At 56.8% G+C, this 22,354-nt stretch carries 13 protein-coding genes; 10 read left to right on the top strand and 3 right to left on the bottom strand.

The genetic code is table 11. The features are described from left to right. Nucleotides 1–19: 19 nt before the first annotated feature. Nucleotides 20–6,736, top strand: coding sequence for a type I polyketide synthase (locus tag HFP54_RS05495; protein WP_168564369.1), 6,717 nt, complete (start codon nt 20–22; stop codon nt 6,734–6,736). Nucleotides 6,737–6,846: 110 nt separating this feature from the next. Beyond that, nucleotides 6,847–10,896 carry a non-ribosomal peptide synthetase gene (locus tag HFP54_RS05490; RefSeq protein WP_168564368.1) on the top strand — a complete coding sequence of 1,350 codons (4,050 nt, stop codon included), beginning with the start codon at nt 6,847–6,849 and terminating at the stop codon, nt 10,894–10,896. A gap of 30 nt (nt 10,897–10,926) precedes the next feature. On the opposite strand, the gene HFP54_RS05485 is transcribed toward HFP54_RS05490, so the two are convergent. Continuing rightward, nucleotides 10,927–11,619 carry an ABC transporter ATP-binding protein gene (locus HFP54_RS05485; protein WP_206036074.1) on the bottom strand — a complete coding sequence of 231 codons (693 nt, stop codon included), beginning with the start codon at nt 11,617–11,619 and terminating at the stop codon, nt 10,927–10,929. Nucleotides 11,620–11,806: 187 nt separating this feature from the next. Between HFP54_RS05485 and HFP54_RS05480 the strand changes: the two genes are divergently transcribed. Then, complete coding sequence (locus HFP54_RS05480; RefSeq protein WP_206036017.1) at nt 11,807–12,691, top strand: hypothetical protein; 885 nt, start codon at nt 11,807–11,809, stop codon at nt 12,689–12,691. Here the strand turns inward: HFP54_RS05480 and HFP54_RS05475 are convergent. After that, a complete protein-coding gene (locus HFP54_RS05475; RefSeq protein ID WP_168564366.1) occupies nt 12,688–13,131 on the bottom strand; it encodes a PH domain-containing protein in 444 nt (147 codons plus the stop codon). The genes HFP54_RS05480 and HFP54_RS05475 overlap by 4 nt on opposite strands. A gap of 145 nt (nt 13,132–13,276) precedes the next feature. Between HFP54_RS05475 and HFP54_RS05470 the strand changes: the two genes are divergently transcribed. The 5 genes from HFP54_RS05470 (at nt 13,277) to HFP54_RS05450 (ending at nt 18,970) form a co-directional block, all read left to right on the top strand. Next, entirely contained in the window at nt 13,277–13,993 is a 717-nt protein-coding gene (locus HFP54_RS05470; RefSeq protein WP_206036016.1) for a hypothetical protein, read from the top strand. After that, nucleotides 13,959–15,359: a sporulation protein gene (locus tag HFP54_RS05465; RefSeq protein WP_168564365.1), complete on the top strand. Its 1,401-nt coding sequence runs from the start codon at nt 13,959–13,961 to the stop codon at nt 15,357–15,359. Before HFP54_RS05470 ends, HFP54_RS05465 begins: the two co-directional genes overlap by 35 nt. A gap of 189 nt (nt 15,360–15,548) precedes the next feature. Next, the gene (locus tag HFP54_RS05460) at nt 15,549–16,484 is read left to right on the top strand and encodes a sulfide/dihydroorotate dehydrogenase-like FAD/NAD-binding protein (RefSeq protein ID WP_146410675.1); all 936 of its coding nucleotides are present in this window, start codon (nt 15,549–15,551) and stop codon (nt 16,482–16,484) included. Nucleotides 16,485–16,585: 101 nt separating this feature from the next. Then, nucleotides 16,586–18,043, top strand: coding sequence for an NADPH-dependent glutamate synthase (gene gltA / locus HFP54_RS05455; protein ID WP_168564364.1), 1,458 nt, complete (start codon nt 16,586–16,588; stop codon nt 18,041–18,043). Between the two features lie 114 nt (nt 18,044–18,157). Further along, on the top strand, nt 18,158–18,970 hold the full coding sequence (locus tag HFP54_RS05450; RefSeq protein ID WP_168564363.1) for a phosphoribosylformylglycinamidine synthase subunit PurQ: 813 nt from the start codon (nt 18,158–18,160) through the stop codon (nt 18,968–18,970). A gap of 63 nt (nt 18,971–19,033) precedes the next feature. Here HFP54_RS05450 and HFP54_RS05445 read toward each other — a convergent pair whose 3' ends face one another. Continuing rightward, nucleotides 19,034–19,468: a thiol-disulfide oxidoreductase DCC family protein gene (locus HFP54_RS05445; RefSeq protein WP_168564362.1), complete on the bottom strand. Its 435-nt coding sequence runs from the start codon at nt 19,466–19,468 to the stop codon at nt 19,034–19,036. 191 nt (nt 19,469–19,659) lie between these two features. On the opposite strand from HFP54_RS05445, the gene HFP54_RS05440 reads away from it, so the two are divergent. Both HFP54_RS05440 and HFP54_RS05435 read left to right on the top strand, forming a co-directional pair. Continuing rightward, nucleotides 19,660–21,306, top strand: coding sequence for a hypothetical protein (locus HFP54_RS05440; protein ID WP_168564361.1), 1,647 nt, complete (start codon nt 19,660–19,662; stop codon nt 21,304–21,306). Between the two features lie 170 nt (nt 21,307–21,476). After that, nucleotides 21,477–22,307, top strand: coding sequence for an FHA domain-containing protein (locus HFP54_RS05435; protein ID WP_168564360.1), 831 nt, complete (start codon nt 21,477–21,479; stop codon nt 22,305–22,307). Nucleotides 22,308–22,354: the final 47 nt, after the last annotated feature.

The following is a 22,354-nucleotide window of genomic DNA, read 5'->3' as shown; positions in this document are numbered from 1 at the left end:
CGGTTATCCCCGGTCAAACGTGATTGATTTCAGCCCATCTACATCGAACACTCTCGGCCCGCCCGCCATCGCGGTGGTTGGACTGGGATGCCGTTTCCCCGGCGGCGCGAATGATCCGGAATCGTTCTGGCAGTTGTTGTCCCAGGGACGTGACGCGATTACGTCCACGCCGTCGGATCGTTGGAACTTGAAAAAGTTTTTTCAGTCCGGCGAATCGGTGCCCGGAAAAACACAAAGTCGGTGGGGAGGCTTTGTCGACGGGATTCGAGAATTCGACCCGCAACTGTTCGGCATATCGCCTCGCGAAGCCGCTGCAATGGATCCGCAACAGCGACTGTTGCTGCAGGCTGCATGGCAGGCGATGGAAGACGCCGGGAAACCGATCGAATCGATGGCCGGTTCACGAACGGCGGTCTTCGTTGGGATCAGCAGCATTGATTACGCCGTCGCGGGACTTAGCTTTCGCGATCGATCCGTACTCGGTCCCTACAGTAACACCGGCGCGTCTAGCAGCATTGCCGCCAACCGAGTCAGCTATTGTTTCGATTTGCGTGGACCCAGTGTCGCCGTGGACACGGCCTGTTCGTCGTCTCTGGTGGCGTTGCATTTGGCCTGTCAGGCGATGTGGGACGGACAAGCCGATTCGGCATTGGTTGGTGGCGTCAATGCGCTTCTGCTGCCCGATTTCTATATCGCCTTTAGCCAATTGGGTGTGTTGTCCAGCGACGGACGTTGCAAAACATTTGATGCATCCGCCAACGGTTACGTCCGCAGCGAGGGCGCCGGCATGGTGATGCTGAAGCCTTTGGATGATGCGCTGCGCGACGGTGACCAGGTCTATTGTGTCATTCGATCCACCGCGCTGAATCAAGACGGGCATACCGATGGCATGACCGTGCCAAGTCAGCAGGCACAAATGGATTTGATGCGGCACGCCTATCAGAAATCGGGAATCGATCCGGGATTGGTCGGCTATGTCGAAGCCCACGGAACGGGAACCGCGGTTGGCGACCCCATCGAAGCCGCCGCAATTGCCGGGGTGATTGGACGCCATCCGGTTCGAAAGCAGCCGTGCTATGTCGGCAGTGTGAAGACCAACATCGGCCACTTGGAAGCCGGTGCGGGGATCGCAAGCATTATCAAGGTTGCGCTGTCGATGCGTCACCGAACAATTCCCAGGCTGCTGAACTTCCGCAGTTTGAATCCGGCAATTGATTTGGCAGACGGGCAATTGCGTTTGCCGCTGGAGAATCAAAATTGGCCGACCATTGAAGGACGACGGATTGCCGGCATCAATGGATTTGGGTACGGCGGTGCCAACGCACACGTGGTTATCGAAGACTTTGACGTTGGCGAATCGCACCACATCGCGAAGGCCTCTGGTCAGCAACAAGTCGATGCATCGGAGTTTGGCCAGCTGGGAGTTCCGTTGCCCATTTCTGGACAATCACCGGTGTCCTTGGCCGAAAACATGGACCGGTGGGAACAATTTTTGATCCAAGACGGATCGTCATGCCAAATGGACGCGGTGTTGGCCGCGGCAGTACACCATCGCAATCATTTGCGTCACCGTCATGTCGTTTTCGGTTGCGATACGAATCGCTGGGCGACCGAATTAACACGTGGCCCGGTCGACACGACTGACGCACAACGCTCGATCAGCCGAACCGGTCGTCAGGCCGGGATCTTGTTTGCCTGTTGTGGCCAGGGGGCCCAGCACTGGGCGATGGGCCGCCGTTTGTATGCCGCCGGCGGAACATTCGCCAAGAAACTACAGCAATGCGATCAGCAGATTGGGCGTGACAGCGACTGGTCGCTCTTGGAAGAGCTGCATCGCGACGAAGCCGATTCACGATTGAATGAAACCAAGATTGCTCAGCCCGCTTTATTCGCGATCCAAGTGGCGCTGGCATCGCAGTGGAATACGTTGGGGGTCCGACCGTCGGTTTTGGTTGGCCACAGCGTCGGTGAGATTGCTGCGGCTTACCTTTGTGGTGGTCTGTCATTTGACGATGCCTGCCGTGTCGCATTTCATCGGGGACGGACCATGGATTTGGCGACATCGCGCGGCAGCATGATTGCGGCCGGGATCAGCGCCGACCAAGCGGCCGATCGCATTGCCGGGCAACATGATCGTCTTGCGTTGGCGGCTGTGAATGGGCCCGAAAGTGTGACAATTTCTGGCGACGATGATGCCGTCGAATCCTTGGCTTGCCAGTTGGAACGCGAAGGGCAGTTTGTACGTCGACTGGCGGTCGAATACGCGTTCCACAGCCCACAAATGGACCCGGTACGCGACGAATTGCTGGAATCCCTGGCGTCGATTCAGCCAAAGACTCCGACCCTGCCGATGGTTTCCACTGTCACCGGAAAGCTCGTGCAGGGACCCGAGCTGGATGCAAAATACTGGTGGCAAAACGTCCGTCAAAGCGTTTTGTTTGCCGATGCGATCGACGTTGCGGTTGATCGGGACATCGAAGTGGCGCTGGAACTTGGGCCGCATCCGGTGCTGTCTTACATGATCAACGAATGTGCTTCGCAGCGCAAGTCAAAGATCCACACCGTTGCATCATTGCGACGTGATGAAGACGAAGTCGATACGATGCGACGTGCGTTCGGCCAACTGTACGCGGTCGATGCGCCGATCGATTGGAACGCGATTGTTCCTTCCAAGACGACGTGGGCCAAGTTGCCGCGATACGTCATGCAAAAGGAAGACTGCTGGTACGAATCACATGAGTCGGAAACGACGCGGTTGCAGGAAAATTATCACCCTCTACTGGGAGATCTGGTCGATGCACCGGAGCCGCGATGGCAGAATCGTCTGTCGTTGAAGACGCATTCCTACTTGGGCGACCACCGGGTACGTCAATCGGTTCTGTATCCGGCTGCGGCGATGATCGAAAGTGCTCTTTCGGCGATGCGGCAACAGGGGGCTGAACAGGTTGTACGTCTGAAGGATGTTCGTCTATTACGGCCGATGGTGCTGGATGCCGAACATCCGCAATGGACAACGGTCGATTTCGATTCGCGTGAAAGTCGGTTGAACTTTTATTCCCGTGGCAGCACAGCGGATCCCTGGCAATCGGTTGCCACGGTTGGGGTCAGTGACGACAATCGTCCCGCTTCATCGAAGCAAGACTTTCAATCGGTTTGGGATCGTTGCGACGAAACGGTGACTCAGTCCCGCTGCTATCGCTATTGCAACCGGCTAGGCTTGGAATATGGGGCGATGTTCCAAGGTGTGCGTCATGGCCGTCGCCGGTCACATGAGGCCGTCGTCAAAGTTTGCTTGCCAGATGACCTGCTGTCACAGGCCTGTGATTACGTCGTGCATCCGGCTTTATTGGACGCTTGCTTTCACGCCATGGTGGTCGCGGATCAAGATTTTGATCACCACGTCGGGGACCTCTATTTGCCCAGTCGGATGGGGCGGGTTCAGTGGAATCTGCCCGACGCAACCCAGTCGGATGTCGGGTTGTCGGAATTGACCGTTCACGCGCGTATCGTGTCCAAAGATGCCTATCGCATGCTTTGCGAACTGACGATCTGGGATTCGTTCGGCCAACTGGTCGCGGTGATTGAAGACTTCGAAAGCCGTAACGCTTCGGGCGTGGCCGAATCCAAAGGCGTTTCCGATTTGCTGTACCGGTACCAATGGCAAACACCCGATACGGAACGATCTGACGGCATTTCCATGAACGGGCGACGTCGCTATTTGGTGATGGCCGCTGAAAATGGTGTCGCGCAGCATCTGATTCAGCGACAGCGGATGATGGGAATCGACATAGCCGAAGTCCGTGTCGGCGAGACGTTTTCGCGCAACCAACGTTGCTGGACGATTGATCCCTGCGTGCCCGAGCATTGGGATCGGCTGTTGGATGAAGTGGGGCCCGAGAGCATCAGCGACGTCTTGCATTTATGGGCCACCGGTTTGCCCCGGAATCATGAGATTCAAGAGGTTCATGCGGTTCGACAAACCACTTCTGTCAGCACCGAATCATTGGTTCTGTTCGCCCAAGCGTGGGATCGCCGCCTGAAGCAGGCGGGCACCGCCACACGCCCGGTTTCTGAAACGATCAAGCCGCGGTTGACTGTCGTGACCACCGGGGCACAGTCCACCGACGACGAACCGGAAGACGTGCAGTTTTGTCAGACGCCGACGATTGGTTTGGGACGCGTGCTGATCAGTGAATTCGGTTCGATGTCGACGCGATTGGTTGATCTTTCGATCGAAGATGAAACGTTGGCGACCGAGCAGTTGGTCAAAGAACTGACCACGGACGACGAAGAAGACGAAGTGATGTACCGCGGAACCAGGCGGTTCGTGCGGAGATATGTTCCCCACGCCTCATTGCCACTTCCAAATTCGGCCAAAGGCCCCCGCCGTTCACGTTTGGCGTTGGGCAAGACGGTTGGTATCGGCGATCTGCATTACGTGGCCCAATATCCAGGCGAATTGGGCGATGGCGATGTTGAGATCGAAGTGTTGGCGACGGGGCTGAATTTCAGCGACGTCATGAAGGCGTTGGACCTTTACCCAGGATTGCCCGACGGACCGGTGGTTCTGGGTGCGGAATGTTGCGGACGCGTCACGCGAGTCGGAAGTTCAGTCGGGGAATTTCAAGTAGGCGACATGGTGGTCGCCATTGCCAAAGGTAGTTTTGCGACGCACGCGGTGGTGGACCAGCGATTGGTTGCCCGAAAGCCGCAAGCAACGACGCCGGAACAGGCCGCCTGTCTGCCGATTGCGTTTCTGACAGCCAAGTACGCCATCGAACACTGTGCACGTTTGCGTCGTGGGGAATCGTTGTTGGTGCATTCCGCCAGTGGTGGTGTGGGGCTGGCGGCGATCCAGTTGGCAAAGCAATTGGGGATCCATGTTCATGCCACTGCGGGGAATGCACAGAAACGCGATCATGTTCGGCGTCTGGGCGTTGCTTCGGTATCCGATTCGCGATCGCTGCAATTTGCCGACGACGTCCGCCGCGCGACTGATGGCTTCGGCGTCGACGCCGTACTGAACTCGCTTCCCGGTGAAGCCATCCGGCAAGGGCTGGGGTTGTTAAAAACGGGTGGCCGATTTTTGGAAATCGGCAAACGAGACATCTACGGGGACCAGGTGTTGAACCTGACGCCGTTCCGCAACAACTTGGCCTTCTTTGCCATTGATTTGGATCAGTTGTTCACCGAGCAGCCTGAGATGATGGGCCAGATGTTGCGTGAACTAATGCCCCAGTTTGACGACGGAACGTTGCAGCCTTTGCCGACGAAGTCATTCCAGGCGAACGAAACACGAGAAGCGTTTCGATGGATGCAGCAGGCAAAGCACATCGGTAAGGTCGCGATCAGTTACGAAGACGCGCCGGGTGATGTGTTCCCGGATCAGGATGTTGCACCGGAGCCGTCCGTCGCATCCGCGAACGGCCGATCGTTGTTCAAGTCCGATCGGACCTACTGGATTGCCGGCGGTCTGGGTGGTTTTGGAATGGAACTGGCTCGATGGATGGCGGGGCACGGTGCCGGTCATCTGGTGTTGGGGGGACGTTCGGGCAAACTGAGCGACGAACAGGTCGACCAGATTGACGCGATTCGTGCCGCCGGTGCGACAGTGACGCACCTTCCAACGGATATCACCGATCCGGTTCAAGTCCGCCGCACGATGGAACAAATTCGCGATGAACTGCCTCCGCTGGCTGGGATTTTTCATACGGCGATGGTCCTGAAGGATCGACTGTTGATCGATTTGGACGCTTCGACTCTGAACGAAGTTTTGAACCCGAAAATCCTGGGTGGATGGAATCTGCACAAGGCATCGCTTGACCGTGAATTGGTGCCGCAAGCGATTGACCATTTCGTGCTGTTTTCGTCTTTGTCCAGCATTTTCGGGCACGCCGGCCAAGCCAATTACTCCGCCGCAAATGCCGCTCTGGATGGTTTGGCCATGCATCGCCGTTGCAAGGGGTTGCCCGCGTTGGTGATCAACTGGGGACATGTCGGTGGTGCCGGCTATCTGGCCCAGCGTCAAGAGTTAGGAGATCGATTGGAACGGCAAGGTGTGCTGCGTTTTTCGATCGACGAAGCGATGCGTTCACTCGAGGAACTGATTCGCAGCGATTCGATCCAGTGCAGCGTTTTGAAAATGGACTGGTCGTTGTGGCGAGGTTTGGGGCTGACGGACAACGTCTCGCCTCGTTTCGCCCACCTGATTCGACATGAATCGGGAGCCGCCGACGTCTTTGACGCGGGCGCGTTACGGCAAGTGGATATGGCCGAACGCCAGTCAAAAATCATTGACCAACTGCGTTCGAAATTGAACGGGTTATTGGGCCTGCGTTCCGATCAGTGGGATGCCGACCGATCACTGTTGGAGTTGGGCTTGGATTCATTGATGGCCGTCGAGTTGCGAAACTGGATTGAGAGCCGCTTTGAAATTGTGATGCCGATTTCGGATTTGATGAGCGACGCGAATCTGTCTCGAATCACCGCAGCGGTTGATCGTCAGTTGATGCAAACGCCCGTCACCGAATCTTCCGATGGTGCCGATCATCAGAACTTCGTTGCTGATTCGGCGACCGGTGACGTCGACCAAGTAAGCCCCGACGATGTCGACCAAATGAGCGAAGAGGAACTGGACCAATGGTTGTCGCGTGTGGGGGCCGAGGGTGTCCAACAGGCAATCTTGGACGAAGGTTCTGTGGATGAAACGCATCCCGGATCAACGGAAACATTGTGACCCGATCGATACCCGATGGAACGGACACGGCGGGTTTGACCGCTGACGAAAAACGCGAACTTCTGAAACGGATTTTGCAAAAACGGCGTGCTTCGAGTTCGTCGTTCGCAATGTCTGCGCAGCAACGCGGCATATGGCATGCTTATCAGCGTGACCCCGAATCGTCGGCGTACAACGTGTTCTTGCCAGCCCGAATTCGTTCGCCTTTGGATGCGGATGCACTTCGACGGGCGATGCAATTGTTGGTGGATCGTCATCCCGCACTGCGAACCACTTTCCAAGAATCTAGCGGGCAACTGCGGCAAACGGTCCAACCGGCAATGTCGCCGGGGTTTGTGTCATGCCCGGCCAAAGGACAGGATGACTCTTGGGTCCGTCAACGAATTCTCACCGACGTAGCGAAACCATTCGATTTGGCCAATGGTCCGCTCTTGCGACTGACGGTGTTTGATCGAACGCCCGCAGACCAAATCGTTTTGGCAACGGCGCATCACATTGTCACGGACTTTTGGTCGCTTGTTCTGTTGATGAATGAATTGCGGACAATCTATCCCGCAATCTTGCACGGTCAGGATCCCGATCTGCCATCGGCAGCGGGAAACTACGGCGATTTTGTTCGCGAGCAAGAGACGCTGTTGCAATCGGATCAGGTCCACCGGTTACGTGAATACTGGGCAACGCAGTATCATGGAGCCGATCACGTGTTGGATTGGCCATTGGATCGTCGGCGTCCGGATCGATTCACCGGACGAGCTGACGTCATTCCAATGCACCTGGATGAATCACTGACACGCCGCTTACGTGACTTGGCGGTAAGGTGTGGCGCGACGATCAACGCCGTATTGCTGACGGCGATTGCTGTGTTGATTTATCGCTACACCGCCCAGCGTCACTTTTTGTTGGGCAGCCCTTTTTCGGGAAGACGCCAACGCAAATATGAGCAAACCGTCGGCTTGTTCAGTGGAGTGTTGCCGATTCGCGCGGACGTCGATCAAGCGTCGACATTTGATGATCTGGTGCGTGCGACGGCACAGCGAATGGTTGCGGCATTGGAACATGAAGCCTATCCGCTTTCGGAGATCGTTCGTGATGCGGCACCAGTTCGCGACGTCAGTCGATCGCCGCTGATGCAAGTGCTTTGCACCTTCGAAAATTCACAGGACCGAAGCGAATCGGGGCGGGCCAAGTTTTTGATGCCCCAGCACGGCCAGGTCGATGTGCGGCACGACGTCGGTGGGATGTTGCAGGAAGCGTTTTCGGTGGACCATCCGACGTGTCACTATGATCTGGAATTCGCGTTTGAATCATCCGGCAAAACGATCGACGGAATGCTTTGTTTCTGTCGTGATTTGTTTGATCGGGCGAGTATGCAGCAAATGGAGATGAATTTTCAAAGTCTGCTGGATCAATTGGTGACGCAGCCCCGGGTTCCACTGTCGCGGGCTTTTGCGGATGCATCGCCGGAATCGGACGACACTGGGATCTTTGGCGACATTGACGTCCAACCGCCCCGGTCGATGCTTCAAGGCTTCGAACAAGCATGTGCACAGTTTCCGGATCGAATCGCCGTCACATCGGGCGACGTTTCATGGTCCTACGGCCAATTGGATTCGATCAGCCGATCGATCGCGATAGGTTTGGCCAACCAGGGTGTGGGCCGCGGTGATATCGTTCCGATCGTTTGTCGGTCGAACGCGGCGGTGGTGCCGGCGGTGCTTGGCGTTCTGCGTAGCGGCGCGGCGGTGTGCCCATTGGATGCGTCGATGGCATCGGTTTCCGCGGATGACCTGGTCGTCCAGACCGGGTGTCCACTGGCCATCGTGGATGCACAGGGACGTCAATATTTGGACCAGGCTTTGGGGCGTGCAAAGCAGGTGACACTATGGGACTTGAAAGAAACGGTCTCGGCGACTGAATTGTCGGACGATCGCTTGCCCGAAATCGCCGGCGACGACTTGGCGTATGTCATTTACACGTCGGGTTCCACGTCAGGGCCGAAAGGTGTGAAGGTCAGTCATCGGGCGATCGGAAATACGCTGGCGTGGCGACGCGCGGCGGTACCGCTGGCTGCGGACGACGCGGTTCTTGCGTGGATGTCAGTCCAGTTCGACGCAGGATTTGGTGTCATGATGACAACGTTGGACCAAGGCTCACGTTTGGTCTGGCAATCGTCCGCGTTGGACTTGGCATCTGTGGTGCAGGCGGTTGATCGTGACCGGGTGACCGTGTTGCCGGGGACTCCAGGAATGGTCGCAGCGGTGTTGGATCGTTTGGATCTGGACGATTGCCAGGTACGACAGGTTTGGTCGGGCGGCGAGGATTTGACGGACGACTTGGTACAGCGAGTCGCAAAGATTCCCGATGCGGAACTTTGGAACTTCTACGGTCCCACCGAAACGGCTGTGGAAGCGACGGCCTACCGTGTCGATTTTCAAGCGGATGTTCGGCGACCCATACCGATCGGTCGCCCAGTCGCCAACAGTCGCGTGGCGGTGGTCGACGAAGCGGGGCAGGGCGTTCCCGACGGAATTCCGGGCCAGATCGTCATCGTGGGCCCGGGGCTGGCGGACGGTTACTTGGACGACGATGTGTTGACCGATCAGCGATTCGTCCGTTGGTCAATGAACCGTGTTTATCAGCGAGGGACGGATCAATCGACCGATGGCACGCGGGCGTATTTGACCGGCGATCGAGGCCGGATCAACGCCCAGAGGCAGTTGATGTTTCTGGGGCGGATGGATGATCAAGCCAAGCTTCGCGGTTATCGGATCGATTTGTCGGAAGTGCAACGAGCGTATCAGCAGATGGACGCCGTCCAGGATGCGGCTGCGTGTATTGTCGGTACCGGCAGTGATGCTCGTTTGCACGTCTTTGTGGTGACTGAATTGGCTTCCGACTTGGTCGGAAACGCGGAACGTTTGGCAAAGTACAAACGCCCCGACCAAGTGCACCGCATCGCTGCGATTCCTAGGACGTCGGGTGGCAAGATTGATCGTCGGCGATTGAAACAGATCGCGTTGGAATCAACGGGACGATCCGAAATCAGTTGCATCGCACCGGAGGGGCCTCTGGAGTCCTACCTGGTTGAACAATGGGCGGACGTTTTGAAAACCGATGCCGTCAGCACGTCGGAGAACTTCTTTGATTTGGGCGGTAGTTCTCTGTTGGCTGCGACGCTGACATCACGACTTAGCGATGAACTTGGCGTTCGCGTTCCACCCGCGCTGGTGTTCGATCTTGCCGACATTCGTACGATGAGCAAACGATTGCTTGACCTTTACCCGAGCCAATTGGAGGCAAGGTTTGGCGTCGAAGTCTTTCAAAATACGATGGCAGCGAACGGTCTTGATCAAGCCCGCGTTGGTTCCGATCCTTTGATTGCCGCTTGGAAACCTAGCGGCAACCGAACCCCTTTGTTCTTGGTCCACCCGCCGGGTGGAATCGTGGTCTGTTACAAAGACTTGGCATCAGCGGTGCATCCCGATCAGCCGTTGTATGCAGTTCGTTCACGGGGACTGCATGGGGATGAGCGTTTGCCGGCGACTGTTGTTGAGATGGCAGATGAGTACGCGGCGGCAATCGATCGGACGTATCCCGACGGGATGGTTTCCGTCGGTGGATGGTCGTTGGGCGGAATCTTTGCGGTGGAATTGACACGTCAGTTAAAGCGGCGGAGAAGACGGGTTCAGCGTCTTTGGTTGTTTGACACCACCTTGGACGCCGCGGCGTCCGATCCATCAGCGAGTTCGAATTCGCCGGCCCATATTGGTCGTGAATATGGATTGGACATGACACTGCAAGATCTGAGTGAATTGGCACCAGAGGAACAACTGCCTTTCTTGTGGGATCATGCAAAGAAACTTGGTGTGTTGCACGACGATGCACCGGAGGGCGTGGTGCGACAGACTCTGGAAGACCTGCAGCGGCTGTTTCATCATCACGTGCAGTTGGCTTCCGGCTATGCGATGGAGCCGATCGATGTCCCCGTCACCCTGGTGCGACCCCGGGACGTTCCGGTGCAACTGGTTGGTCCAGAAGACCGCGGATGGTCCGCTTGGACGGGTTCACTGGACGTGTTGTGGGTTCCGGGACATCACCACAGCATGCTTTCGATGCCTCACGTGAAAACTTGGGCGGCCAGTGATCTGGGATGCCAATGACCGGGGCCGCTCAAGGCATCGACCGTCGGGCTAGTCGCTGACGATTTTCCCGTCACACAATCGGATTTGGCGATCGGATCGATCGGCCAAAGCTTTGTCATGAGTGACCACGACAAGGGTAGCGGTGGAATCGCGGCAAACCGTTTCCAAGATGTCCATGATCGCGCGTCCCCCCTGTGAATCCAGCGCGCCGGTCGGTTCATCGGCCAGGACCAAGCTTGGGGCGTTGGCCAAAGCACGGCAGATGGCCACACGTTGCCGTTGGCCGTTGGACAATTGTGCGGGGCGGTGATTCAAGCGATCCGACAATCCGACCGAATCCAGCAGAGCTTTTGCACGGGCGACGCGTGCGGAGGGGGGAAGTTTACCCGGCATCATCGGCAACTGGACGTTTTCGATGGCGGTCAGGTTGGGCACCAAATGGAACGATTGAAAGACAAAGCCAATTTTTTCAGACCGCAATCGGTCCAGGTTCATCGATGGATTGACGCGATGGCCTTCGAAATAGACTTGGCCCGAGGTGGGGCGGTCCAAAATTCCAATCATGTTCAGCAGGGTCGATTTGCCACAGCCGCTGGGGCCCACGATCGAAACCAATTCACCTTTGGCGATCTGCAGGCTGACGTCATCCAATGCTTTGACATCGCCATCCGCATAATGCTTGCTGACGTTGCGGATTTCCACGATGTTGGTATCAGGAGGAACGGGTGTTTTTTGATTCAAAGGAGTTCCCGCGGTGAACCGATGGAGTGACGGCGTCAGGCCAAACCCAAAGACGCTGATTTCAGAAAGTTGTTCCAGTCGGATTCGGACGAATCGCAGACGGGCAAATCCACCCAGATCGTGCTTCTTGGGCACGGTGCTGGTCGTGTCCTGTGTTTTTACCACGTTTGTGGTTTCACAAGGACCGATGCTTTTTGCGGCACCGGTTTCGCGTTTGCCGCCCGGTTTGGTTGTGCCTGAACTACCGCCGGATGGCGAGTCCGGCGAGGTGTCGATCAGGCGGTCGGGCGATGCGTCGCTAACCGGCACCTGGAACCGTGTCTTGCTAGTTGCCAAGCCACGGATTGCTGCCGGCGATGTCAATTTGGTCAGTCCCGCGATCCGAGATGCCGCTTCGCAATTTCGTTTGACGCTGATGGCAAAAGTGGGTCAGGAAGATGAAGACCAGCGATTTCATTTGCATGGTGTGGGAATTGGTTACAGCTATCCGATCAACGGCCAATTGACGGTCATCGACGGCGATAGTGCATCACGTTTGGGGGCATCCCTGGGATTCATCGAAGGTCAAGTCTTAAGCGAAAACGAAAGTCACCTGACGGAGACGCGAGTGGTGGTTCACACGTCGACGTTGATGATTTTTGATGTGCCGGCTATCTACCATCGTTTCGGCAAGCACTTGGAACTGCTTTCCCGGCATCTGGTCTGGATCGACCGATCCACCGGAAAAACGATGATGGCCAACTGGTTGATGTCTGGCGATGATCAGCGGAACGACTATCGCAACATGAAAGAACCGATCCGGTTGGTGCCCGGCGGGACTCATGAAGATCGTGTCATTCATGTGGACCAAGATCATTTCTTCTTGGGCATCCCCAGCCGGCGTGGATTCGCACTGGTGAACCTGCCGCCCGGAATTGACCTGTCGTGGAACGCGGCGTTGTCGGATTTTGCCGTCCGACGACAGTACGATGGAACGACACTGGCGCGATTGGTGACACACTTGAATCGAAAGATTGCGGAACAAACCAAGGATTCACCACCATCGAATCAAGGCGATGCCGACCAGAACTAGGCGTCCGGCAGGTTGGCCGCTGCACGCAGTGTTGAAATGAATCGTTCGCGATCACGAGGCGATACGATGTAGCGGCGGTTTCGTGTTTTGATTTCCACACGACGCAGCGACAACGCCGGGCCACTGAGCAGTGTGCTGGTTGGACGCAGGTCAGTGATCTCATTGACCGGGACGTGGAAGACGATCAATCCGCAACGTATCGCCAAGGTGTCGTCGGACAATGTGTAGCGACACGGAAGCATGAACAGCAGTGTCAGGAGCAACGCGAAGGCGCCGGCCAGAAACAGCATCGCCGCATCGTTCGGGTTTCCATCCAGCCAAGTGTGAATGCCTGCGGCCGTTGCAATTAAAGGGCCGACGGTGACGATAAGAATGAGCCATCGGTCGATTGCCGAGGGGAACACTTCGGGTTGTCGATGGGGCGGGCTGGATGCCGGCATACGGTGGACACCAAGACGAAAACGGTGAAGGCTGTCGGCGTGAAGGATCAATGGATCCGGTAACCTTTCGAATCATAAATACGTCGCTGCACCGTCGTTAGACCCCGTGCGTGAACGTGACAAATCACAGATCGGTCGCCTGGCCATGAAATTCGATTCGAAGCTGGAGGCAAACCGAAAACAGATGAGTACCGATTCGACGACCGCGGTGACCGGTTGGCGTCCGTGGCAGGCCTGGAACTTGAACCGAAATCCTTTCGGAGAACTGACGCGGTCGGAGCGAGCGGAATTGGCCGTTCTGCTGGACGATCTTGAACAACAGTCGACGCCGGGTGACTTTCAAGCCTGGCAGTTCATCGGTAAGTGCGGGCGTGGCAAGACCAGCCAGATGCTGGGGTTACAACGCCGTTGGTCGGATTCGGCCTACGTTTACATGCCCGTCGATGGACCTTGTCCCGACATCCCCGTGGCGCGTCCGCTTTTGATCGATGAATTCCAAAGGGTTCCACGTCGAATCCGGACGCAGTTGATTCGTTCCGGTTTGCCTTTGGTGTTGGGAACGCATCGCGACATGTCACGGTCGCTGCGCGGTGCAGGATATCGGGTACGCACGATTCGATTGGGACATCAGAATACTGCGGATCACTTGTGCAAAGTATTGAACCGGCGGATCGAACACTGTCGACTGTTTGAGGGGCCGGTTCCCAAGATCCGTCGTCGAACCGCCGAAGACCTGATTCGACGATTCGGGTCCGATTTGCGCGCGATCGAGAATCATTTGTACGAATGGACCCAAGCACAAGCGTTCTTGCCGAGACCCACAGACCATGGCCAAATGCAATTTGACGGTGATTTTGAATGATCCCGATCGAATCTATTACGCCGGCGACACGGTTTCGGGGCGTGTGCGCGTGGACGTCGATGCAGAGGTGCGTTGCAACGCGTTACAGATACGGTCGGGGTGGCGAACCGAAGGTCGAGGCAACGTATCGCGAGGTGAAACAGAATCAATTGTCGCCTTCAGCGGAACTTGGGAAGCGGGACAAACACTGGAGTATCCGTTTGAACTAGCGGTGGCAGCATGGCCGCCGACGTATCACGGTCACTACTTGACGGTGAATCACGCCGTGGATGCTCAGGCAAAAATTTCGTGGGCGTTCGATCCAAAGGCTTCCTGCCAGTACCGCGTCGCCGCATCGGGAGCACCGGAGAGTTCCGAACTCAAACCTACGGCGCATCAAGTCGGTGGTTGGATCGCCGGGCTGGTGGCGGTCGTCTTCTTTGCGTTTCTGGCCTTTGTGTTTGTCGTTTTGATTGCCAACCCGGTGATTCTGGCGATTGTTTTGGTCTTCGCGATCGTCGCCGGGACGTATTACTTCGTACGGCATGTGATGCCGCGCATGGTGCTCGGTGAAGTGGATTGCGTGTTGGATTCGCCAGTGGCGACGCCGGGATCACCGATTGCCGGAAATCTGCACCTGTCTCCCAAGAAAGCGGTTCTGCTGGATGCTGTCACGGCGGAATTGACCGGGCAAGAAGTCTGTGTCAGTGGTAGCGGCAGCAACAAGAAGACACACAAACACACGTTGCGGACTCATACCGAAACGCTACGGCAATCCATCAAAGTCTTGCCCGGCGTGCGGACATCGATCCCGTTTGAATTTCAGTTGCCGTCGACCGATGCATACACGTTGAAACTGGGTGACAACCAAATTCGGTGGACGCTTTCGATGCGGATCGCCATTCCACGCTGGCCCGATTGGCGACATAGCGAGGCAATCCAAGTGGTCCCACCGCAACGGTCCGATTCCGCGGACGGTGCCATTGATTCGGAGGCGTCGATGTCGATGCAGCGCGTGGCAGGCGATTCGCCGGAGGATGAAATCACTTTCGACGAAACAGCGTCACATTTTTACGCAGCGCGCCGCGATCGAGAGCGTCTTGATTTGTTGCTTGACGCAGTTTCCGGGATGACGTTTCCCATGGAAGTCATTGTCGAAAGGCGTTTGTTGTACAGTGGCGACGATGGTCAGCTGGGATACCCCGACGGCCATGCCGTGTGGGCCAGGTTTGTCGATCCGCCGTTGCCCATGACGCTGTATGTGCCCGGTGAATTGGCGGATGAATTTGAACAAGTGGGAAATCGGCGGTGGCAGGGCCGGGCCACGGTGGTCGGCTGGGATTTTGATCACCGACGTTTGGCAGTGCGGCTGGAACGACCGAGCTAAAAATGGACGCTGCACCATCGCCGACGTCGAAGGGCGTAGGCTAATGGCGGGACGAATCGTCGCAGCTTGGCGAAACTAGGCGGGAATCGCCGACTTCTGCGATTGATCCACTGTCGGGCGAAACCTTATGCCAACAAAATGGGACCATTGGTTCCGTCGCTTTTCATTTTTCATCATCCCCACGATTCGATGTTTCCAATCGTAGAAGCTCGTTTCTTGGCGCCCGACGTCAAGTTGTTCCGCATCCAAGCACCGCGTATCGCGCGCAAGCGACGCGCCGGTCAGTTTGTGATCATTCGCATCGACCAGCACGGCGAACGCATTCCACTGACGATTGCCGACAGCGATCGGGATGGGAACATCACGATCATCGTCCAGGGAGTCGGGAAAACCACTCGGTGGTTGAACACGCTTGAATCGGGGGATTCGATCCGCGATGTCGTCGGTCCGCTGGGGGAACCATCGGAAGTGGAATCCTTCGGCACAGTCGTGGTGATCGGCGGCGGTGTTGGAACCGCAATCGCCTACCCGACCGCGGTCGCCATGAAGCAGGCGGGGAATCGGGTGATCAGCATCATCGGGGCCAGGGATCGCGAACGCCTAATCTTGCAGGACGCGATGCAACAAACCAGTGACGAATTGCACGTGATGACCGACGATGGATCGGCGGGCACCCAGGGATTCGTTACCGATGCGTTGGACCAAATGATTCAGTCGGGCGTGGTCGTGGATCGTGTGTTGGCGATCGGGCCGGTTCCCATGATGCGCGCCGTATCGGCCGTGACGAAACCTCGCCAGATTCCCACCATCGTCAGTTTGAATCCGATCATGGTCGATGGAACCGGGATGTGTGGCGGTTGTCGCGTTTTGGTCGGCGGGCGGGCTCGGTTTGCGTGCGTGGACGGCCCCGAATTTGATGCGCACGAAGTCGATTTTGATGTTCTGATGAAACGCAACAATTTGTATCGCGATCAGGAAGCCGAAGCGTTGCGTGAATTTAACAAACATCCATCTGAATCCGTCACGCGATCATGCCAATTGCAACACCACCATCCGGAAGTCGGGCCCCGTTCGGGCGATGACAGCCGAAGCGATGTGCCGGTGACATCACCCGAAAACTCTTGACGGCTTCACTGACGACCTACTGAATGCAGTTGATATTGAAGCTGTGAATCCATTGCCGTCCCCGTCATTTCCCACTGATATTCATTTCAAGTTGATCTGTCATGGCTGAACCACTGCCGCCCAAAGAGCGAGTCAAAATTCCTCGACAGGCGATGCCGGAACAAGACGCCGACGCACGGGCACGCAACTTCGACGAAGTCAATCTGGGATTGGAAGTGGTGGCGGCCCAGTGCGAAGCGCAACGCTGCTTGACCTGTGCCGATCCGAAATGTGTCAAAGGTTGCCCGGTCGGTGTGAAGGTTCGTGATTTCGTCGAACTGGTGTTGGCCGGTGATTTTCTGGGTGCCGCGTCGAAGATCCGCGAAGACAATGTTTTGCCCGCGGTGACCGGGCGCGTTTGCCCGCAAGAAAACCAGTGTGAAGGTGCTTGCATCATGGGCAAGCGATTTGACTCTCTGGCGATTGGTAACCTGGAACGCTTCGTCGCGGATTACGAACGCGAATCGGGTCAGGTCGCTTTGCCTCAACGTGCACCGTTGACCGGAAAGAAGGTGGCAATCGTCGGCAGCGGGCCGGCGGGTTTAAGTTGTGCCGGCGACCTGTGTTTGCGTGGACACGACGTCACGGTGTTCGAAGCATTGCATGAAATCGGCGGGGTGCTGCTGTATGGCATTCCCGAGTTTCGATTGCCCAAGGACATTGTGCGTCAAGAAATCGACAACATGAGGGCCATGGGCATTGAATTTCAAACCAATGTCGTTGTGGGCAAGACCGTCACGATCGATGAACTGATGCAGGAGGAGGGGTTCGATGCTGTCTTCGTTGCCACCGGTGCCGGCTTGCCTCGTTTTTTGGACATACCCGGCGAACACTTGGGCGGGGTCTATTCGGCGAACGAGTTTTTGACACGCGTGAATCTGATGAAGGCCTACGATTCATCGCACTATGATTCGCCGATCTATCAATGTCGTGATCGGCACGTCGCGGTCATAGGTGGCGGCAACACGGCAATGGACTCGGTGCGATCGGCGATGCGATTGGGCGCGGCGAAAGCATCAATCATCTATCGCCGCAGCATGGAAGAAATGCCTGCGCGTCAAGAAGAGGTTCATCACGCACAGGATGAAGGCGTGCAATTTTTGGATCTGCACAATCCGGTGGAATTCATTGGTGACGAACAGGGCATCTTGAAATCTGTGCGTCTGGTGAAAATGGCGTTGGGCGAGCCCGATGAATCGGGCCGACGTCGTCCAGTGGCGATCGAAGGCAGCGAGTTTGAAATGCCGCTGGATGTTGCGATCGTGGCCGTTGGGACTGGAGCGAATCCATTGGTTCAATCCACCACGCCCGACATGAAAACCAATCGTTGGGGGTACATTCAGGCCGACGAGGAATCGCTGCGGACCAGCAAGGTGGGCGTCTTCGCGGGTGGCGATATCGTCAGCGGTGCGGCCACGGTTATTTTGGCCATGGGTGCCGGACGCACCGCGGCCAGTTCCATTGACGATTATCTGCAGACGGGAGTATGGGAGACGGATCCGGCGGCGGCCGAGTCGTGACCGGTCGTTGGCTTGGGGACGCCTACTCAAAGTCGACCGGATTGGCGAAGATGAGGCCAGTGGCTTTTGAAAGCCACGTTGTTTCACCCATTCTTCCTCCCATACGTTGCATCCATGGTCGCACCACGCGTTCTCGTCTTGCGGGCTCCCGGAACCAATTGTGATGAGGAAACCGCGTTTGCGTTCGAGCAGGCCGGGGCGGTCGCCGAACGCGTTCACGTCAATCGATTGATGGAGAACCCGGCATTGCGGGACCGCTATCAGATTTTCTGCCTGCCGGGTGGATTCAGCTATGGCGATGATGTGGCGGCCGGACGGATTTTGGCCAGCCGTCTGCAGCAGCATCTAAGCGACTGGGTCGACGCATTTGTGCACGGTGATGGTGATCGCTTGGTCTTGGGGATCTGCAATGGGATGCAGGTGTTGATGCGACTGGGGGTGCTGACCGCCGATGTCCACGATGACGCCGATGCGAATCCAGATGTCCCGGCCACGTTGACCTGGAATGATCACGGTCGGTTCGAAGATCGATGGGTTCATCTGGCTGTCGACGAAACCCCCTGTGTTTTCTTGAAAGACATCCAGCACATGTATTTGCCAATGGCTCATGCCGAGGGCAAGTTTGTGGCTGCCGACGATGACGTATTGCAAGCGTTGAAACAGCAGGGACGATTGGCCATTCGGTACTGCCAAGACGAGCAGAACATGATCGTCGATTCGCCGTTGCCGTTTCCCGCCAATCCGAACGGTTCAGACGCCAACGTGGCCGGCGTCTGTGACCGAACCGGCCGTGTGTTCGGGTTGATGCCCCACCCCGAACGACACCTGGATCCTACGCATCACCCCAGTTGGACACGTCGGGAACAACAACCCGATGAAGGTGACGGGATGAAGATGTTTCGCAATGCCGTCGAATGGTTCAAGTAGCGGGCGATTCGAATTGCAACGGATCCACGCCGAACTTGGTCGATACGGACGCGGACGGTTCGATCAACGAAGGTGGATGCTGCAGGTGTCTCCGTCACATGATTTGCCGGCCAAGCGGTAACGTCGTTTGGCGACCTGTTGGTATAGCCAACGCCATAGCGACGCGGTTCCCGGCAAGTGCAGGATCGGCACCGCCGGCCAGAGTAAGGGTAAGCGACGCGACAGATAACGCACCGCTTCGCTGCCACCATGGGCGTCGCCGTTCTGGTCGACGACATACATCTGTTGCATCAGATCTTCGTACTGCAAATCTGGGTACCGATCGTTGACGCGGTCGTCATGCAGCGAAAGAAACGTCAAACGGCCGCTAAGATCCAGGCGATGCAAGCGTCGAACTTGGGCGCGACAGAAATTGCATTGCCCGTCGTAAATGACGACGTCCGATGATTCCATTGAATCTGGATCTGGCAGATCGATTTTTTCGGACGATGACGACATGACAAGTGTCCAGGACCTCGGCAGCGGCATCTTGAGCCGGATTGAGGGCAAAAAAGGGCGGTGTGGTGGTTCGGATCGCTATACTGCGAACAGGTGAAAACCGCGTGCCAGTGGCACGCCAGTGACGGGCGAAGTGACAAAATGGCGTCCTTTGCCTATTAGAACCGTACCTTTTCTCCAGGCGGCAACCCATGAATTCGATTGAATCCACCGTCAGCAGAGCCCGGATTCGAATGATTTTGGGACGATTCGGCCGATTGTGCTGCTGGACCATCGCGGTCGGTTTGGCAATCGCCGCCCTGGCCATCGTGTCGGTCGTTTGGTGGAACGTTCCGGTCGATTTGACAAATTGGTCGATCGGTTGGGTGGCCACCGGATTGGGTGGCGGAATGGCAGTGGCCGCGTGCATCGCTGCTTGGACCGCGCCAAGTCGACAGGCGGCTGCCGAAGAAGTCGATCGACGTTTCGGCTTGCGCGAACGGGTCGGCAGCGCGATGGGCATGTCGCATTCCCAGCGTGAAACGAAATTCGGCAAGGCGTTGGTTTCCGACGCCGACGTCAGGGCAGGCCAGTTGGCGGTGGCCGACCGCTTTGCCTTGCGTCCGAGCCGTCTGGGATGGTTGCCGCTGTCGATGGTGCCGGTGTGTTTCGCCGCTTTCTTGCTGGTCAAGCAATATGGGGATACGCCGCCGACGGTCACCGAGGCGACCGAAGTTTCGGCGGAAACGAAACAAGTTCAAACCGTGGCACGCCAGCTTCGCAACACGCTGAAGGAACAAAAGGAACGCGCCGAAGCGGAAGGTTTGGAAGAGGCGCGTGAGTTGTTTGAAAAAATGGAAGCTGATCTGGAAAAGGTCGCTCAGCAGAAACAGATGTCGCGCAAGGAGGCATTGATTGCGCTGAACGAATTGAAAGACCAGTTGGATCAGCGGCGTGAAAATTTGGGATCGCCTGAACAGATGCGTCGGGCAATGTCGCAAATGAAGGGGTTGGATTCCGGACCGGCAAAAAAGGTCGCCGATGCCATCAAGGACGGTCAGTTCGGTGACGCTCAAAAGATGATCAAAGATCTGGCAAAGAAGGTGCGTGAAGGCAACCTGTCCAAAGCGGACCAAAAAAAGCTGGCCCAGCAGGTCAAGCAAATGCAACAACAGATGAAGCAGGCGGTCGAAAATCACGAGAAGAAAAAACAAGACCTGCAACGACAGATTGATCAGGCACGTCGCGAGGGCCGTACGGCCGATGCCGAACAGATGCAACAGAAGCTGGACCAATTGCGTCAGCAAGACGGCCAGATGCAAAAGATGCAGCAGATGGCCGAAGCGATGTCCAACGCCGCCCAAGCAATGGAGCAGGGCGATGCTTCATCCGCCGCCGATGCCATGCAGCAGATGGCTGATCAACTAGGCGACATGGCTGACGAAATGTCAGAACTGGAAGACCTGCAGTCGGCGATGGATGACCTGCTGCAATCCAAGCAACAGATGGGGTGTCAGCAATGTCAGGGCATGGGTTGCCAAGGGTGCCAGGGTGGGATGCAAGGGGACAAACCCGGCAACGGGCTCGGCCGCGGGGCGGGCCAGGGCGATCGTCCCGAGTCGGAAACCGACACCAATTTCTATGACTCGCAAGTTCGCGGCGATGTGCGTCGTGGACGAGCGATCATCGCCGGTTTTGCCGACGGACCCAACCGCAAGGGAGTCACACGCGAAGATCTGAAATCGGTGATCGAGAGTGAATTGGATGAAGCGGCCAACCCGCTGGAGAATCAGAATCTTCCCCGAGCCGAACAAGAACACACGCAGCAATACTTTGATCGCCTAAGATCGGGGCGATGATCACCGGCGGCGACGCCGCCATACCGACACACAAGCTTCGAGCGTGTTGCTGCCATTGCGCCGGCGAGCGTCTGACCAGGTTCGTGACTGACTAGAAATTCAATCTGTCGCGCAACGGTCGTCAACTCTTCATCGTGTCTTCATGGCTGCCGGATAGACTATCGGCAAGTATGAACGCCCCTGAACATGATCCCGCCAGCCCATTTCGCATCAGCCTGGTTTCCCGCAACGCGGAAACGAATGGTTCGCGGTACCCTGTGGATCCCAAGGGGTTCGTCATTGGTCGGCACGATGGTTGCCATCTGCGGCTGAAAAGTCGTTCCGTCAGTCGCCGGCATTGCCAGATCGCGGTTTATAAGAATCGCGTGGTCGTCTGTGATTTGGAAAGCCGTAACGGCACCTTGATCAATGGGGCGCGTTGCAAACCAAAGCGATGGTGTTTGCTGTGGCACGGCGACACGTTGAAAATCGGTAAACGCCTGTTCCGTGTGTCCGTTCGGGATGCGGTGTCGCGTGAAGCGGTGACACCGGACACCATTGCATCGATTGAATCGGGCAGCAGTCGCAAGAAGGACGATGTCGCTGCTGCGAAGCAGGCCACCAATCCGGTCGAATCCAACAAAAGTGTGGATGAGTTGTTCGAGGAACTGGAGCAACTAAAGTCGTCGTTCAGCCTGGGGGTATCCGATGACCTGTCGCAAGGCAGTTTGATCGACGAGGAAGATGTGCAGCCCAGTGGCGACACGACAATGGACGAATCGGCATACGCCGACACGTCCGCCGGCAGCTTTTTAGCCGAAACCGCCGAGGCCATCGTGGGCAAGGATGATTCGGTGTTTCGCATCGACCCGGCAGAGGCCGACGAGCATCTGCTTGACGAAGACGGCGAGGACGAAATCCCGAAGGTTGGCAAGCTGCCAGACCACATCAAGCATCGCCGTACGGTAGATTCTAAGAACGCTGCCGAAGAGGCTTTGAAGCGGTTTTTTGAGGGCCGCTAGCCGAACCGCTTCTGATTTGCCGGTTGTTCCACGAGCTGAACCGGTGT

Source organism: Crateriforma spongiae, from assembly GCF_012290005.1.
GTDB classification, from domain to species: Bacteria; Planctomycetota; Planctomycetia; order Pirellulales; family Pirellulaceae; genus Crateriforma; species Crateriforma spongiae.
The sequence above is the reverse complement of the archived record's forward strand: the minus strand, read 5'-3'. Positions and strand labels throughout refer to the sequence as shown.